The following is a 16,386-nucleotide window of genomic DNA, read 5'->3' as shown; positions in this document are numbered from 1 at the left end:
CTGAAACCTTTTTTCACGCTCAATATGTTAAATTAAAAACTATCGTATAGGCTATTCGACAATGATTTTTTACACAATTTACACCCACCTTTTTTGTGCTTTTATTAGCTTAGGACTTTTTGTGATCCGAGCCTTAATGCAATTTGCTGGAAAAGATTGGCGTGCAATAAAATTACTCAAAATTTTACCGCACTTATCGGATACGCTACTTATCGTAAGTGGCGCAATCTTATTATTCACATTAAACGTAGGGTTTCCTTGGTGGATTATCGCTAAATTTGGATTATTGATTATCTACATTATTTTTGCGGTGAAATTTTTCAAACGTGGCACAACGAATAACCCTATTGCCTTTCTGCTTGCACTCATTTCATTGCTCGGCGCAATCTTACTCGGCTACAACCATTAATCTCATCAAACTCTCAAGCGGTTTGGTTTAGCTTAAACCGCTTTTTCACTTCACCCAGCCTTTCATTCTCTATAATTTAAAGTGCGGTAGAATTTTGTAAAATTTTCCCACCTATTTTGAGTTATAAAACCTGATTTAGATCATAAGCTCACCATTTTTTTTAAAAAGAAGTTGGGATTACCAACTAAATACCTTAGTATTTTTGTCAGGTTTAATAATCCAAATAAGGTTAAATTATGTCATTAGAAAACAGAATGAAACAAGCAGATGAACAATGGCAAGATGCCAGTTACCAAGAAACGATTTCGCATATTCTATCGCGTTTTCATCAACGTCATCGTGAACAATTACAAGAACTTATTCCTCTTGCAGAGAAAGTTGAAGCGCGCCACGGTGATCTGCCTGATTGCCCAAAAGGTCTGGCTGATGCATTAAAAAATGCCTATGCAGATTTATCTAGCCATATGATGAAAGAAGAACAAATCTTATTCCCGATGATCCAAGCGGGAAATTATATGATGGCGAGAATGCCTATTCAGGTGATGGAATTTGAACACGATGAACATAGTGCGACAATAGAAGTTCTACGATCCCTTACTCACAATATGACGCCACCTACCGATGCTTGCACCTCTTGGCGTAATCTCTATCAAGGTATTCAAGAATTTTGTGATGATTTACAAGAACATATTCACACAGAAAATGATATCTTATTCCCTCGTGTCTTAAGCGAACAATAGAAATCGTTGCACCTTAATGAAAGTTAAGGTGCTTTTTTGTTTTTAAAAGTCAGTTATCGCGTTATTCGCTTATAGATACAAATAAAAATCGCTTTGCCTAAAATATCTCCAATTCTTTCCTTGCTTTCCCTTTCCTGCAATGTCAAACTTACAGAAATCTATGCCACATAAGGAAATCATTATGGCTAAAAAAATAATAAAAAAAACCACCGCACTTTCCGATCCGAATTATCAACAAGAATTAAAAAAATACAGTAACCCTGTACCAAGTCGTGAATTTATTCTCAACATCATTCGTGAACATAATGCGCCAATGTCAAAAGAGGAATTATTTTCCGTTTTAGCTATTCGCGATGAAGAACGCCAAGAGGCAATGCGTCGCCGTTTACGAGCAATGGAAAACGAAGGGCAACTTGTTTTTACTAAGCGTAAGCGCTACGCCTTGCCAGAAAAATTAGACTTAATCAAAGGAATGGTGATTGGGCATAAAGAAGGTTATGGCTTTTTACAAGTGGAAGGTGTAAAGCAAGATTTATTCATTCCAAATGGACAGATGAAACAGGTAATGCACGGCGATTATGTTCTTGCCCAGCCAAGCGGTTTTGATCGTAAAGGACGTCAAGAAGTGCGTATTGTGCGTTTATTGGAAGGACGTAAAAAACATATTGTCGGACGCTTCTTTTTAGAAGAAGGCATTGGCTATGTTGTCCCCGATGATAGCCGTATTAATTATGATATTTTAGTCCCTAATGAATATCGCCACGGTGCGCGAATGGGGCAAGTTGTCGTGGTTGAACTCAAACCACGTACTGCAATGTTCACCCGTCCAGTGGGGATGATTATTGAAGTACTAGGCGAAAATATGGCAAAAGGAATGGAAACCGAAATTGCTATTCGCAATCACGATATTCCCCACGTTTTCCCAAGTGCGGTGCAAAAACAAGTCAAAAAATTCACTGAAGAAGTGCCAGAAGCCGCCAAAAAAGGACGGGTTGATTTACGCCCACTTCCTTTGGTTACGATTGATGGGGAAGATGCACGAGATTTTGATGATGCCGTGTATTGCCAACGTAACGCAAAAGGCGGTTGGAAACTTTGGGTTGCGATTGCGGATGTGAGCTACTATGTTCGCCTGCGTACTGCATTAGATAATGAAGCCTATAATCGAGGCAATTCCGTGTATTTCCCAAATCGTGTTGTGCCAATGTTGCCAGAAGTCCTATCTAATGGCTTATGTTCGCTCAATCCACAAGTTGATCGTCTATGTATGGTGTGTGAACTGTCTATTTCTGCTAAAGGAAAAATGACCGATTATCGTTTTTACGAAGCGGTGATGAATTCTCACGCCCGTTTAACCTACACTAAAGTTGCGCGTATTTTAGACGGTGATGAAGAATTACAACAGCGTTATGAACCTCTTGTTCCTCATTTGCAAGAATTGCATCATTTATATCAAGCCTTAGTAAAAGCCCGTCAGCAACGCGGTGCGATTGATTTTGACACGATAGAAAGTAAATTTATTTTCAATGAAATGGGACGCATTGAGCGCATTGAACCCGTAGTACGTAATGATGCCCATAAAATCATCGAAGAATGTATGATTTTAGCTAATATCGCCGCAGCAAATTTTATGGAAACGCATAATGAACCCGCATTATATCGTATTCATGCTGGTCCGAGTGAAGAAAAGCTGAGTGCTTTCCGTGCTTATCTAGCCGAACAAGGATTAAGTTTGGGTGGTGGAGCAAAACCGACAACAGAAGATTATGCCAAATTGCTCGTGCAAGTGAAAGAACGCCCCGACCACGAACTTATCCAAACTATGTTACTACGATCCTTGAGCCAAGCCATTTATTCCCCTGATAATATTGGGCATTTTGGCTTAGCCTTGACGCAATATGCGCATTTCACCTCGCCAATTCGCCGCTATCCGGATTTAACCTTACATCGTGGAATCAAATATTTACTGGCTAAATTACAAGGTTCAAAACGTAAAACCACGGATTCTGGTGGTTATCATTATGCACTTGATGAAATGGATAACCTAGGTGAACATTGTTCAATGACTGAACGCCGTGCCGATGATGCAACCAGAGAAGTGGCAGATTGGCTCAAATGTGAATATATGCAAGATCACGTTGGCGAAGCATTTAGTGGCGTGATTTCTGCGGTAACCGGCTTTGGCTTATTTGTGCGTTTAGATGAATTATTCATTGATGGGCTTGTGCATATTTCAACCTTAGATAATGATTATTACCAATTTGATGTAAATCGCCAGCAATTAATCGGCGAAAACAGTGGGCGAATTTACCGCCTAGGCGATAAGGTTACTATTCGTGTAGAGGCGGTTAGCCTTGAACAACGACAAGTGGATTTCTCACTTATTAGCACTGAACGTAAACCTCGACGAGAAGGAAAAACAGCCAAAGATAAAGCGAAAAAAGGCTTTCGTTATGCAGAAAGTGCGAAAAAGCAAAAAGAGAAATCGGCGAAAAAATCGAAAAATCAAAGTGCGGTGAAAAAATCAGCCATTTCTGCCAAGAAAAATAAACGTAAATCGCCCCGCACTCAGTAAAAATGAGCTTGCGAAAAACTGGCGGAAGGAAGACAAATACGCGTATAATTCCGCCTTATTTTATCTATCAATGTAAAGGATAACAATGTCTGAAAATATTTATGGAATCCACGCAGTTAATGCTTTTTTGGCAAATGCCCCTGAACGACTTATTGAAGTTTATGTGCTAAAAGGGCGTGAAGATAAACGCTTGCAGCTCGTTCTCAATGCGCTTTATACGCTTGGTATTTCTGTTCAATTTCTTAACCGTGAAACCCTTGATAAAAAAGCGAATGGTGAAGTACATCAAGGGATCATCGCCCGTGTACAACCTGCAAAAGAATTAAATGAAAATGATCTCAATCGCATTTTACGTGATCAACCAACACCGCTTGTCTTGGTGTTAGATGGGGTTACTGATCCGCATAATCTCGGCGCTTGCTTGCGAACAGCTGATGCGGCTGGTGTATGTGCCGTGATCGTACCAAAAGATAAATCTGCCCAGCTTAATGCCACGGCACGCAAAGTGGCTTGCGGTGCTGCGGAAGTTGTTCCCCTTATTCGGGTGACCAATCTCGCTCGTACACTAAGAGAATTACAACAAAATTATAATATGTGGGTGATTGGCACGGCAGGTGAGGCAACAGAAACCTTGTATCAAACAAAACTGACGGGGTCACTGGCTTTGGTGATGGGCGCAGAGGGGGATGGAATGCGTCGCTTAACCCGTGAAACCTGCGATCAATTGGTGAGTATTCCAATGGCGGGATCGGTTTCTTCCTTGAATGTTTCCGTTGCGACGGGCGTTTGTTTATTTGAAATTGCGCGACAACGTTTAGTAGGCTAACAATGAAAAAATCAGTCTTCACCCTTTTTATCAGCTTGATGACGGCTTGCACTTGGCATACCGCCACAACGCCTATTCCAGCCCAATTTGCTGGGGCAGATTATGTATTATCGGATAAAGATGCACAACGCTGGGTTGCCGCAAGTCGCCAAGCAGAACAATGTATTTACCCGAATTTAACTCGCATTCAACAGACCCATTTTAGTAAAGAAGATGCTTATATCCACGCGCAATATGTGTTCTTCTATCCGTTAGAAAATATCATCGGTGAAGATTATCTTAAAATCATTCAAGATGATGAAAAAGCAATGGGTTATGCGCAATATCAGTTCAAAAAATTCAAACAAACTGAGTTTGAACCTTTAACTCAAGCTGAATGCAATGTGTTACGTCTTAAAGCACACGATGATTTAGCGGTTGTGAAAGGGCAATATAAAAGCGGTATGGCAGAAGTCAACAAAGAAGAAGATAGCAAAGCAAGCAACGGCGTTGCCACTAATGATAATAAATTCTTCTTTGATATTATTAAGTGGGGCGCGACGCTACTGCTATAAAAATGCGTAAAATTTACACCGCACTTTATTTTGGGTAATACGCTAAACACAAAGAAAAAAGGCGAGAAATGCTAGCCAAAATCATTGCTGACTAAAAAGAGCGGAGATTTTCCGCTCTTTTTTCTTGAATAGAAAATTATGATAAAAACTTCGCTTTCAATGCTTTTGCCACAGCAATTTGTTGTTCAGTGGCTTTGGCTGTCATTGGTTCGCGACAATAACCCGCATCCACGCCTTCCAATTTAAGTAATTCTTTAATGGTGAGGTATAAGCCATTCGCTAAAATACCTTCAATCAGATCATTGGTAACTTGTTGAATTTCACGCGCTTCGGCAAGTTTGCCAGCTTGAGTTAATTCAAAAATTTGTCTTGCTCGGATACCGTTTACATTAAATGTACTACCAATTGCGCCATCCACGCCAAGAGCAGCGGCAGGTAACATCATTTCATCAAAGCCTGCCCAAATAAGATGATCGGGATAGGCTTTTTTCAAGCGTTCTAAGAGATAGAAATCACCTGCGGTGAATTTCACCCCTAATACTTTTGGATTTTTGTAAAGTTCTCCAAATTGTTCCACGCCAATGTTTACCCCCGTCAAGAATGGAATGGAATAAACGATCATATTATTGTCCGTTTCCGCAATAATGGTATCGTAATAATGTTTGATTTCCGCAAAGCTAAATTTGTAATAGAACGGGGTTACCGCAGATAAACAGTCATAACCAAGTTCGGTGGCATATTTACCTAATTCTACGGCTTCGTGTAAATTCACGCTGCCTACTTGAGCAATCAATGCCACTTGGTCTTTTGCCTCATCTTTGGCAATGCGGAAAATTTCCTTTTTCTCAGCGGTGGAAATCATAAAGTTTTCCCCTGTGCTACCGCCCACATACAAGCCATCGACTTTCATTTTATCAATGTTATGACGAATAATTTCACGCAACCCTTTTTCATTGATTGAGCCGTCTTCGTTATAAGACACAAGCAACGCGCTAAAAATGCCTTTTAAATTTTTCATTGGTTTCTCCTAAACTGATTTATTTGATCCGCTGTTCTAAAATCACATTCACGGTTTTTTGCTTCATTTCTGTTGCATTTTCTTCTTCGGCTTGCACGATCAAGGCATAAATTAAATCTAACACAAAGAGTTGTGCAATTTTTGTTCCGATAGAATCTCCTTGTAGCTGCCCCTGTCTATGCCCGTTAATGAGGACATAATCGGCAACTTGCGTAATCGGTGAGCGTAAATTGTGGGTTAATGCGACGGTGGTTGCCCCATTTTTTTTCGCAATACTCAATGATTGTGTGGTTTCTTTGGAATAACCTGAATGGCTAATGCCAATGACTACATCCTCTTTATTCATTAAAGCCGCTTGCATATACATAAAATGATTATTACTAATGGCATCAACCTGTAAACCAATACGCATTAACTTATGTTTCGTATCTTCCGCAGTAAGCCCTGAAGAGCCAACACCAAATAGAAACACGCGTTTTGCTTGTCGCATTGCCAACACCACTTGTTCTAGCTGCTTTACATCAAGCAAATTAATGGTTTCTTTAATCACATTATTAATAGAATTATGCAATTTTTCGGCGATGCTTTGCGTATCATCATTTTTGCTAATATCGCTTTCTAACAACGAATTTGGCTGTTTTTCTTTAGTTGCCAATTCAATAGAAAGCTGTAATTTGAAGTCTGTAAACCCTTTAAAGCCGAGAGTTCGACAAAAACGAATAAAGGTCGCCTCGCCCACATCAAACTGTTGTGAAATTTCTGCTAATGAAAATTGGCTTAACAAATGTGGAGAAGATAAGATCGTAGTCGCAATTTTCTTCTCCGTTTTTGTCAGGCTGTTATACAACGCCCCAATGGTATCCAGAATATTCCCACTTGTTGCAACCATAAAACTTCTCCCTGTGTTTGTTTAACTCACTAACGCCACTGGTACTTTTACCACTAATTTTTTAATAAATTGTGCATTCTCCCCTGCAATACACCCCGGTTTATGAGGTTCATAAGGGAAAAATACGGCAAACATTTTTGGCAATAAATGCACCGCACTTTTATTTGGAATATCAGGCGTGAGTTGATAATCATCTGCCTCGTTATACTCATTATAAGTACTCAGTTCAGGCTCATTGACGCCATATTCAATCACTTCATTACCGCTGATTAGCAGTTGAATATCAATGTATTTATGATGAAGTTCTGCTTGTTTACTGTCGCTTGGTGTGGTGTCAAATTCCATCACATTCATATAAATTTGATCCGTAAGATCGTGGCGTCCAATCGTTAATTTTGCCAGATCCATCCGTCTTAATTGATGACAAATTTCTGCCAGCACCATTGGTAAACCTCTGGCAAAGTCATCACGGGTTAAATCACCTAAAATCATTGTATTCTCCTCATTTTATTCTTTATATTGTTGAGTAAGCCAATAAGCCGCCCCTAATAAACCAGCATCAGCCCCCGATCTCGCGGGTTCGACAGGGCATTGATAAAAAGCGGGCATTGCCTGTAAATATTGTTGAACTAAGGGTAAATAGCCTTCCGCCAAGCCTACACTACCACCCAACACCACTTTTTGAATGTCTAGGCTAATCACCATATCGGCAATTAAATTGGCAATCGCTCGTGCGGAGCGTTGCACAAGTGCGGTGGCTTTTTCGTCATTTTTTCTAAAGCGTTCAAACACTTCTTTGGGAGAACAAGGTTCAGTCCATTGAGAGGCAACCGCTTCAATGGCTCGTCCAGAAGCAATGGCCTCCACGCAGCCTTGACGCCCACAACCGCACATTGGCCCATTAGGATCAGCAAGGCTATGCCCAATATGCCCCGCAATGCCATTCACCCCAGTGGTTAATTCGCCATTTAGAATAATTCCACCGCCGACACCCGTGGAGACGGTAATAAATAAGAAATTTTGCACCGCACTTTTATTTTGAGCCTGATCTTGTAATTGGTATTCGGCACACACCGCCGCTTGCACATCATTCAGTAATCCGATCGGCTTGTCAGTATAACGCGCAATGCAATCTTTCAATGGAAAATTCGCTAATCCCCCTAAATTTTTCGGGTTAAGTGCGGTCAGTACACCACGATTAATAATCCCTGTGGATGCCACTGCCACCGCATCAAACTGCCCAGCATACTGGGTAACTAATGTTTTTAACGCCTGCGCCATTCCTTGTGCAGACTGATCTTGCGGGGTGCTAATTTGCTGGCGCTGGGAAATGACGCCATTTTCCACCAATGCGGCCGCAATTTTTGTGCCACCAATGTCTAATGCCAAACAATGCATATACCGTCCTTGTTCTGGTTAGGGTTTTGCTGATTTCACCGCACTGGCAAACCAACTCACAATATGTTCTAAACGCGTGAGAGCCGATCCTACGGTTACCACATCCGCCCCTATTTCAATGGCTTTTTTCGCCAATTCGGGGCTGTTATAACGCCCTTCTGCCATCACATAACAACCTGCCGCCTTGAGATCTTTCACCAGTTGATAATCTGGCTCATCAGGGACTTCGCCACCGGTATAACCCGACATTGTGCTGCCCACAATATCAAAGCCTAATCGCTGGCAATATAATCCTTCTTCCAAGTTCGAGCAATCCGCCATCGCCAAACAGCCTAATTCTTTAATTTTTTTCACCGCACTTTCAAGCGCTACGGGACGAGAACGCAATGTGCCATCCACTGCAATAATGTCTGCGCCCGCCAGAGCCAGATCTTCAATATCTTGCAAAAACGGGGTGATTCGCACAGGGCTATCAGGCAAATCGCGTTTTACAATCCCAATAATAGGCTTATCCACCACGGGACGAGTTGCTTTTAGATTTTCGATTCCTTCAATTCGCAATCCCGCTGCACCGCCTTGTACAGAAGCTTGTGCCATTGCAGCCACAATTTCAGGCTTATCCATAGGGCCATCATCAACGGGTTGGCAAGACGCAATAAGCCCATAGCGAATCTGATCTAGCACATCTTGATGTGATAATTTTGACATAGAAACTCCAAGATATTTTTAAGAAAGGAAGTTAATTTTCGCTGGGTGCTAGGATAGACCTCTGAAAATAAAATACAAGAAAAATAGTTCAAAAGTGAGATCTAGATCTCAAACTGGAGTAAAATTTCATAAAACAATTTGAAAAAACGCCATTAGCCTTGTATTTTAGAAGGGAAATACCGTTTTTGCTAAAAATGATGTTGTTCTCATCTTAAACGAAAATCAGGGTTATCTTGAAATATTACTTCATTAAAACTTGAGAACGAAAGCATTACAAAGCAAATCCGTTTCACATTTCATTATAGACAAATATCACAATGTTTAGTTGGACATCTTTGGAGTTCCTATGAAATATTTCAATAAATTAGAAGAATGGGTGGGGGGTGTTTTATTCCTCACCATTTTTATCATTCTTCTTGCCCAAATCATCGCCCGCCAAGTGTTTGATTCTCCATTTATTTGGAGTGAGGAACTGGCGCGTTTACTCTTTGTTTATGTTGCTATGTTTGGCATTAGTATGGCAACGCGTGCGCAACAGCACGTTTATATCGACTTTCTCACCAATTTAATGCCAGAGAAAGCACGAAAAGCGATAAACTCATTTGTTCAACTAATTATTTTTGCTTGTATTTTCTTATTTATCTATTTAGGTTTTAAAGTCTTTTTAGATGCCAGTTTTGAAATTGTTTCCTTGCAGATTTCGGAAAAATGGCTTTATGTGCCCTTGCCATTCATTTCAATGTTAGTGTTTATCCGCTTTCTGCAAGCACAAAGCGAGAATTACAAAAATCAACTTAGCTATTTGCCCGCCACTTTGTATATTATTCTTGCGTTGCTCCTGTTTATCATTTTAATGATCCACCCAGAATGGTTTAAAGCCTTACGCATTAGTAACTATATCAAGCTAGGCAGCAATGCCGTGTATGTCTGCTTGATTGTGTGGCTTGTCATTATGTTTCTTGGTACACCTGTGGGTTGGTCGTTGTTTATTGTTACCATTTTATATTTTGCAATGACGCGCTGGAATGTCGTCAACTCTGCCTCCTCAAAATTAGTCGATAGCCTAAACAGCTTCCCACTGCTTTCTGTCCCCTTCTTTATCCTAACGGGAATTTTGATGAATACAGGAGGAATTACCGAGCGAATTTTTAACTTTGCGAAAGCCTTGCTAGGGCATTATTCTGGCGGTATGGGACACGTAAATATCGGCGCAAGTTTAATTTTCTCTGGAATGTCAGGTTCAGCACTTGCCGATGCTGGGGGATTAGGTCAGCTTGAAATTAAAGCAATGCGTGATGCAGGTTATGACGATGATATTTGTGGCGGGATCACCGCAGCATCTTGTATTATTGGGCCTCTCGTGCCGCCAAGTATTGCGATGATTATTTATGGCGTCATCGCCAATGAATCTATTGCTAAACTCTTTGTCGCGGGCTTCGTACCCGGGGTGTTACTAACCATTGCATTAATGGCGATGAACTATGCCATTGCGAAAAAACGCCATTATCCGAGAACGCCAAAAGCCTCATTGCAACAACGTTGTGAAGCATTCAAAAAAGCGATTTGGGCGATCTTAACCCCCATTCTCATTATTGGCGGTATTTTCTCTGGCTTATTTACACCAACAGAAGCTGCGGTGATCGCCGCTGCCTACTCCATTATTATTGGAATGTTTGTTTACCGTGAACTCACATTAAAAATGGTGTTCAAAAGTTGCGTTGAAGCAATGGCAATCACAGGGGTGACTGCCTTAATGGTAATGACGGTAACTTTCTTTGGCGATATGATCGCCCGTGAACAAGTAGCAATGCGTATTGCCGATCTCTTTATGGCAGTGGCAGACACACCAACAATGGTGCTAATTATGATCAACTTGCTACTATTATTCTTGGGAATGTTTATTGATGCCCTTGCACTGCAATTCTTAGTGCTACCAATGCTCATTCCAATTGCCGTACATTTTGGTATTGATCTCGTGTTCTTTGGGGTAATGACCACATTAAATATGATGGTGGGGATTTTAACGCCGCCAATGGGAATGGCATTATTCGTGGTCGCTCGTGTGGGTAATATGCCAGTGAGTACGGTAACCAAAGGGGTATTACCGTTCTTAATCCCCGTGTTTACCACCTTGGTGCTTATCACCATCTTCCCACAAATTATCACCTTTATTCCAAATCTGTTAATGCCATAACAGAAAGGAAAAAACAAAGTGCGGGTGAAAATTCACCCGCTTTTTATCACGCGAAAATTGCCCGGGGTATGGAGAAACAACTTACCTTTCCCCACTAAGCCGTTTTGTAGATTTAGTGATTTTTAGCTAATATTGCTATGCTGACGGTCTTACCAAAAGACACACTTTGGGGAATGGTATCAATTTTACTTGATGTTTATAGATCAATCATTTGATCTTTGAATAAAAAAATCGAATATCTCATTTTAAGTTTAAAATAATACCACCCCTCACTTTGCTTTATCCTCCCTATCTTCTTTATTTTACGCCCCTTGTTTGATGTTTTAGTGGTGATCTTAACAAGATAAGATTTTTATTTTATGTGATTTTTTATTCAAATTATTTGATTAAATATTTACTTTGGCTTATGCTAACCTACATCTCTAGCAGTGAATTTAAGGATCGCAAATGAACACTTATAATAGACAAATTTTTGATGAGGTGATGATACAGAATTATGTTCCCGCAGAGTTTATTCCAGTGAAGGGAAAGGGAAGCAGAGTTTGGGATCAACAAGGGCGAGAATATATTGATTTTACAAGTGGTATTGCGGTGAATGCGTTGGGGCATTGCCCTGATGAGATTGTGGCAGTATTGAAAGAGCAAGGTGAAACACTGTGGCATTCTAGCAACTGGTTCACCAGTGAGCCAACGTTGGCATTAGCAACAAAATTGGTACAGAAAACCTTTGCTGAGCGCGTAATGTTTGTTAATTCTGGGGCGGAAGCTAATGAAGCTGCACTAAAATTGGCTCGCCGTTATGCAGTAGATCATTTTGGGGCACAGAAAAGTAAAATTATTGCGTTTAAGCAAAGCTTTCATGGCCGCACATTATTCACGGTAAGCGTTGGTGGGCAAGCAAAATATTCTGACGGCTTTGGGCCGAAACCGGCTGATATCATTCACGTTCCCTTTAATGATCTTGCGGCAGTGAAAGCCATCATTGATGATCATACTTGCGCAGTGATAGTTGAGCCGATTCAAGGCGAAGGCGGGGTGAAACCTGCTGATCCTGCATTCTTACAAGGTTTACGCCAGCTTTGTGATGAGAATAATGCCTTGCTGATTTTTGATGAAGTGCAAACAGGCTTATCGCGTACAGGTTACTTTTATGCCTATATGAAATATGGTGTGGTGCCTGATATTCTGACCTCTGCTAAAGCGTTGGGTAATGGCTTTCCTATTGGTGCGATGCTCACGACGGATAAGATTGCGAAAAGCTTTTCTGTTGGCGTACATGGCACCACTTTTGGCGGTAATCCTCTTGCTTGTGCCGTAGCATCAAAGGTGGTGGATGTGCTTTCTGATGAGAAATTCTTAGCAAAAATTCACCGCACTTCTGAGCGCTTTATGCAGAAGTTAAATGAGATAAATCAAGATCTCAATCTATTTAGTGAGATTCGCGGTGCAGGTTTATTGATTGGGGCAGAGCTGAATGCGAAATATCGTGGTAAAGCCAGTGAATTTGTGAAACGTGCGGCTGAAAATGGACTAATGATTTTAGTCGCCGGTCCCGATGTTTTGCGTTTTGCACCCGCTCTAAATATTCATAAAGATGAATTACAAGCTGGCTTTATTCGATTGGAAAAGACGTTGCGGGAATGTAAATAGTATTTCCAAAATATTCAAAGAAATTTTAAAGTAAGCTCAATGATATTATTTCTGAGTTGATTATCAAGCCAACTTCGTGGTAAATCAAAGTTAAGTGCGGTGAAAAATATTGAAATTTTCTACCGCACTTAATATATGCAGAAAATGCAAAAGTGTCTGTGAAATTATTTTACTAATTCCCCTTTTGCTTGTAAGTCTGCGTGGTAAGAAGAACGCACGAAAGGCCCACAGGCAGCGTGTTCAAAGCCCATTGCGTTGGCTTTATCACGAAACACATCAAATTCCTCAGGAGGAACATAGCGTGCCACAGGTAAATGATGCCGGCTTGGTTGCAAATATTGTCCCAAAGTTAGCATTGTTACACCGTTAGTGCGTAAATCTTGCATCACTTGCAAAATTTCTTCGTTGGTTTCGCCTAAGCCGACCATTAAGCCTGATTTGGTTGGAATATCAGGGAACATTGCTTTAAATTCACGCAATAATTTAAGCGACCATTCATAATCTGCCCCCGGGCGGATATCACGATATAAGCGTGGTACATTTTCCAAGTTGTGGTTGAACACATCAGGTGGGTTATCTTTTAATTTTTCAAGCGCCTGTTCAATACGTCCGCGGAAATCAGGTACAAGGATTTCAATTTTGATTCCAGGATTGAGCTGGCGGATTTCTTTCACACATTCTGCAAAATGACCCGCACCGCGATCTGGTAGATCATCACGATCCACCGAGGTAATTACCACATAGCGCAATTTCATATCCTGAATTGTCTCTGCGAGTTTACGCGGTTCTTCTGGATCGGGTGGCAAAGGTTTACCGTGTGCTACATCACAAAATGGGCAGCGGCGGGTACAAATTGCGCCTAAAATCATAAAGGTTGCCGTACCGTGGTTAAAACATTCGTGCAAGTTAGGGCAAGATGCCTCTTCACATACAGAATGCAAACCGTGGCGGCGCATTCCATTTTTGATACTGTCAATTTTCGCTGAATTGGCTGGAAGTTTAATTTTCATCCACTCAGGCTTTTTTAATAAAGGCTGGTTGGGATCAATATTTTTTACTGGGATAATGGACGTTTTTGCAGCATCACGATATTTTACGCCACGTTCCATTTTAAAAGGAGTTGCCATTAATGATCCTATTTTTGTTAAGAATTTGTTACGGAATTATACCCTAATAATTGGGTGAAGTGTGTAACTAATTTGGGCGAAACCTTGTCTGGCTTAGCCTCGCTGTGAGGGATAAAATCTGCCATTTGACACATTTCAAGCCCCGCATAACCACAAGGATTGATGTATAAGAAAGGCGTGAGATCCATATTAATATTTAGCGCGAGACCATGGAAAGAGCAGCCTTTGCGAATACGTAATCCCAAAGAGCAGATTTTCTTCTCTGCGACATATACCCCGGGCGCATCGGCTTTAGGGTAGCCTTCAATGCCATAATCTGCCAGCGTTTGCACAACGGATTGCTCAAGTGCGCTAACTAATTGGCGTACATTGAGATCTTTACCCTGTGCTTTCAGGCGTTTAATATCGATCAAGACATACATAATTTGCTGACCCAATCCGTGGTAAGTAATTTGCCCACCACGATCTGATTGCACCACAGGGATCGTACTTTGCTGTAATAAATGTTCTGGTTTTCCTGCGGAGCCTTGGGTAAATACTGCTGGGTGCTGGACTAGCCAGATTTCATCTTGGGTATTTTCATCACGCTCATCAGTGAATTTCTGCATTTTATGCCAAATTTCTTGATAATCTTGTACGCCAAGTTGGCGGATAATAATGGATTGGGTCATCGCCTTTGCCTTATTGTTTATGGAGATTAAAGCACCATTCTTACGCCGTCAATTTTTGCAAGCTCGCTATAAAGCGTTTCCACTTGCTCAATATTTTCAGCCACAATATCTACAGAAATGGATTTGTATGTGCCTTTTCCACTGAGGTTTTCACGTGGATTATAATCCCCTTTCGCGTATTTTTGTACCACCGAAATCACATCATCTGCTAAATCGGAGCGATTTGCACCCACGACTTTAAAGGTGAAATGACAAGGGAACTCAAGAAGATCTTTAAGTTGCTTTTGTGGAATATCTTCAAGTTTTACGATTTTTTCTTGTTCTGCCATTTTTTATCCTCAAATTTGTTAAAAATTTAGACCGCACTTTGTTTAGTGCGGTCATTTGAGCTTTTAGATTGGGAAGATTTTGTGAATTTCAAGTTTAGCTAAATAAACTTTTTACAGTTAGCACTAGCCAATCCCAGATTTTGCCGAAGAAGCCGCCTTCTTCTACGTTATTCATTACTTGTAAATCCACTTTAGCAATATCTTTACCATCAAGCTGATAGGTGATTTTTCCCACAACTTGCCCTTTTGCTAACGGGGCTTCAAGGTATTTTTTATCTAAATCATAACGGGCTTTCACTTCCGCTTGGCGACCTTTTGGTAAGGTGATAAATTGATCTTGCAAGACGCCAAGTTGCACTTTGCTATTATCGCCATAATAAACGCTTTGCTCGGAAACGGCTTGGTTGGCCTCTAATGTTTTAAAGGTTTCAAAGTTAGCAAATCCCCATTGTAATAATTTTTTGCTTTCAATTTCACGGCCTTTGTAAGTTGGTACGCCCATCACAACAGAAATTAAACGCATATTGCCGTTGCCTAATGCCGAAGCCACAAGGTTATAGCCTGCTTTGTCGGTATGCCCTGTTTTCATACCATCCACGTGTAATGTTTTATCCCACAATAAGCCATTGCGATTTGGCTGGCGGATTTTATTGAAGGTAAATTCTTTTTCCGCATAGATTTTGTATTCTTCAGGTAAATCACGAATGATATGCGCGCCAATTAATGCCATATCACGCGCTGAAGAATATTGATTTTCATCATCTAAACCGTGTACGGTGGTGAAATGGGTGTTTTTCAAGCCAAACTGTTCCACATAGTTATTCATCGCATTAATAAAATTCTGCGTAGATCCTGAAACGTGTTCCGCCATTGCCACACAAGCATCATTACCTGAGACCACAATAATGCCTTTATTTAAATCAGCCACAGAAACCTGTTGATTCAAATTTAAAAACATTTTTGATGAGCCGGGGAAATTTTTCCCCCACGCACTTTCGCCGATAGTAACAATATCGTTATTATGAATTTTTCCTTGTTTTAAGGCATCGCCAACCACATAGCTTGTCATCATTTTTGTGAGGGAAGCAGGATATTGACGTTGATCTGGATTCAATGCCGCTAACACCGCACCAGAATTATAATCCATCAAAATATAGGTTTGCGCATTGAGCTGTGGCGCTACAATGCCATATTGAATCTCTTCGGCGAAGAGATTTTGGCTCGCGCATAATGTGGCGGTGATAAGTGCTACTTTTGTTTTTTTTAGCATAGATTTAAACATCATTCATTACGTCCTA

At 40.8% G+C, this 16,386-nt stretch carries 15 protein-coding genes and 1 pseudogene; 7 read left to right on the top strand and 9 right to left on the bottom strand.

The window, feature by feature from the left end; all coding sequences use genetic code 11:
• Window positions 1-61 precede the first annotated feature (61 nt).
• The 5 genes and pseudogenes from L5B83_RS06330 to L5B83_RS06310 all read left to right on the top strand — a co-directional run bounded on the left by L5B83_RS06330 (window position 62) and on the right by L5B83_RS06310 (window position 5,104).
• Complete coding sequence (locus L5B83_RS06330) at window positions 62-409, top strand: SirB2 family protein (protein WP_265777910.1); 348 nt, start codon at window positions 62-64, stop codon at window positions 407-409.
• Window positions 410-684: 275 nt separating this feature from the next.
• Window positions 685-1,149, top strand: a pseudogene (locus L5B83_RS06325) (hemerythrin domain-containing protein); the annotation flags it as partial.
• Between the two features lie 181 nt (window positions 1,150-1,330).
• Window positions 1,331-3,724, top strand: coding sequence for a ribonuclease R (gene rnr / locus L5B83_RS06320; RefSeq protein ID WP_265777908.1), 2,394 nt, complete (start codon window positions 1,331-1,333; stop codon window positions 3,722-3,724).
• Between the two features lie 85 nt (window positions 3,725-3,809).
• Window positions 3,810-4,550, top strand: a complete 741-nt coding sequence (rlmB, locus tag L5B83_RS06315; protein ID WP_265777907.1) for a 23S rRNA (guanosine(2251)-2'-O)-methyltransferase RlmB — start codon at window positions 3,810-3,812, stop codon at window positions 4,548-4,550.
• A 38-nt stretch (window positions 4,551-4,588) separates the two neighbouring features.
• Window positions 4,589-5,104, top strand: coding sequence for a DUF5358 domain-containing protein (locus L5B83_RS06310; RefSeq protein ID WP_250351650.1), 516 nt, complete (start codon window positions 4,589-4,591; stop codon window positions 5,102-5,104).
• A 136-nt stretch (window positions 5,105-5,240) separates the two neighbouring features.
• Here the strand turns inward: L5B83_RS06310 and nanA are convergent, their stop codons facing one another.
• From nanA to L5B83_RS06285, 5 genes are read right to left on the bottom strand one after another with little or no spacing between them, the layout of a single operon-like run.
• A complete protein-coding gene (nanA, locus tag L5B83_RS06305; protein WP_265777906.1) occupies window positions 5,241-6,122 on the bottom strand; it encodes an N-acetylneuraminate lyase in 882 nt (293 codons plus the stop codon).
• A 19-nt stretch (window positions 6,123-6,141) separates the two neighbouring features.
• Window positions 6,142-7,011: a MurR/RpiR family transcriptional regulator gene (locus L5B83_RS06300; protein WP_250349607.1), complete on the bottom strand. Its 870-nt coding sequence runs from the start codon at window positions 7,009-7,011 to the stop codon at window positions 6,142-6,144.
• Between the two features lie 21 nt (window positions 7,012-7,032).
• A complete protein-coding gene (gene nanQ, locus L5B83_RS06295) occupies window positions 7,033-7,503 on the bottom strand; it encodes an N-acetylneuraminate anomerase (RefSeq protein ID WP_265777905.1) in 471 nt (156 codons plus the stop codon).
• A 15-nt stretch (window positions 7,504-7,518) separates the two neighbouring features.
• On the bottom strand, window positions 7,519-8,409 hold the full coding sequence (locus tag L5B83_RS06290) for an N-acetylmannosamine kinase (RefSeq protein ID WP_265777904.1): 891 nt from the start codon (window positions 8,407-8,409) through the stop codon (window positions 7,519-7,521).
• 18 nt (window positions 8,410-8,427) lie between these two features.
• Window positions 8,428-9,117, bottom strand: a complete 690-nt coding sequence (locus L5B83_RS06285; protein WP_250363496.1) for an N-acetylmannosamine-6-phosphate 2-epimerase — start codon at window positions 9,115-9,117, stop codon at window positions 8,428-8,430.
• Between the two features lie 346 nt (window positions 9,118-9,463).
• Here L5B83_RS06285 and L5B83_RS06280 point away from each other — a divergent pair, with 346 nt between their 5' ends.
• Together L5B83_RS06280 and L5B83_RS06275 are read left to right on the top strand one after the other, a co-directional pair.
• On the top strand, window positions 9,464-11,311 hold the full coding sequence (locus L5B83_RS06280) for a TRAP transporter large permease subunit (RefSeq protein ID WP_265777903.1): 1,848 nt from the start codon (window positions 9,464-9,466) through the stop codon (window positions 11,309-11,311).
• A 447-nt stretch (window positions 11,312-11,758) separates the two neighbouring features.
• The gene (locus tag L5B83_RS06275) at window positions 11,759-12,961 is read left to right on the top strand and encodes an aspartate aminotransferase family protein (protein ID WP_265777902.1); all 1,203 of its coding nucleotides are present in this window, start codon (window positions 11,759-11,761) and stop codon (window positions 12,959-12,961) included.
• Window positions 12,962-13,125: 164 nt separating this feature from the next.
• On the opposite strand, the gene lipA is transcribed toward L5B83_RS06275, so the two are convergent.
• The 4 genes from lipA to L5B83_RS06255 all read right to left on the bottom strand — a co-directional run bounded on the left by lipA (window position 13,126) and on the right by L5B83_RS06255 (window position 16,370).
• Complete coding sequence (gene lipA / locus L5B83_RS06270) at window positions 13,126-14,088, bottom strand: lipoyl synthase (protein WP_265777901.1); 963 nt, start codon at window positions 14,086-14,088, stop codon at window positions 13,126-13,128.
• Window positions 14,089-14,105: 17 nt separating this feature from the next.
• Window positions 14,106-14,759, bottom strand: coding sequence for a lipoyl(octanoyl) transferase LipB (gene lipB, locus L5B83_RS06265; protein WP_265777900.1), 654 nt, complete (start codon window positions 14,757-14,759; stop codon window positions 14,106-14,108).
• A 26-nt stretch (window positions 14,760-14,785) separates the two neighbouring features.
• Window positions 14,786-15,088 carry a DUF493 family protein YbeD gene (ybeD, locus tag L5B83_RS06260; protein ID WP_250364189.1) on the bottom strand — a complete coding sequence of 101 codons (303 nt, stop codon included), beginning with the start codon at window positions 15,086-15,088 and terminating at the stop codon, window positions 14,786-14,788.
• 94 nt (window positions 15,089-15,182) lie between these two features.
• Window positions 15,183-16,370, bottom strand: coding sequence for a serine hydrolase (locus tag L5B83_RS06255; RefSeq protein ID WP_265778390.1), 1,188 nt, complete (start codon window positions 16,368-16,370; stop codon window positions 15,183-15,185).
• Window positions 16,371-16,386: the final 16 nt, after the last annotated feature.

Origin of the sequence: Avibacterium sp. 21-599, from assembly GCF_026226765.1 — a bacterium.
In the GTDB taxonomy this organism is placed as follows: domain Bacteria; phylum Pseudomonadota; class Gammaproteobacteria; order Enterobacterales; family Pasteurellaceae; genus Avibacterium.
Note: the sequence above shows the minus strand (reverse complement) of the source record. Positions and strands in the feature narration are given on the sequence as shown.